The organism is Spirochaeta dissipatitropha (assembly GCF_054657935.1).
On sequence record NZ_BAAHXT010000061.1, the window covers coordinates 1 to 312 of the forward strand.

The window sequence follows — 312 nt, forward strand, 5'->3', positions numbered from 1 at the left end:
CTCCTCACTGAGTCGCCAGTCATCTCGATTCTGTGCGAATGGAAGGCAAGACGATCCATAATTGCGTCAGCGATCGTGGGATCACCAATGAGTCCATGCCAGTTTTCCACCGGCTGCTGAGATACCATAATGGTAGATTTTCTGCGATGCCGCTCTTCAAGTATTTCCAGAAATCCCATCCGGGCTGTGTGGTTCAGCGGTTCCAGACCAAAGTCATCAATCAGAATGAGTTTGTTTTTCATAATACGAGACAGGTGCTTCAGATACGTTCCATCATCCTTTGCAGCTTCAATTTCGCTGAACAATCGAGCC

At 47.8% G+C, this 312-nt stretch carries 1 protein-coding gene; it reads right to left on the reverse strand.

Annotation, left to right across the window (positions count from 1 at the left end):
* Nucleotides 1-312: ATP-binding protein (locus tag ACYQ2L_RS17235; protein WP_460058368.1), on the reverse strand; the 312-nt coding region annotated here is incomplete at both ends.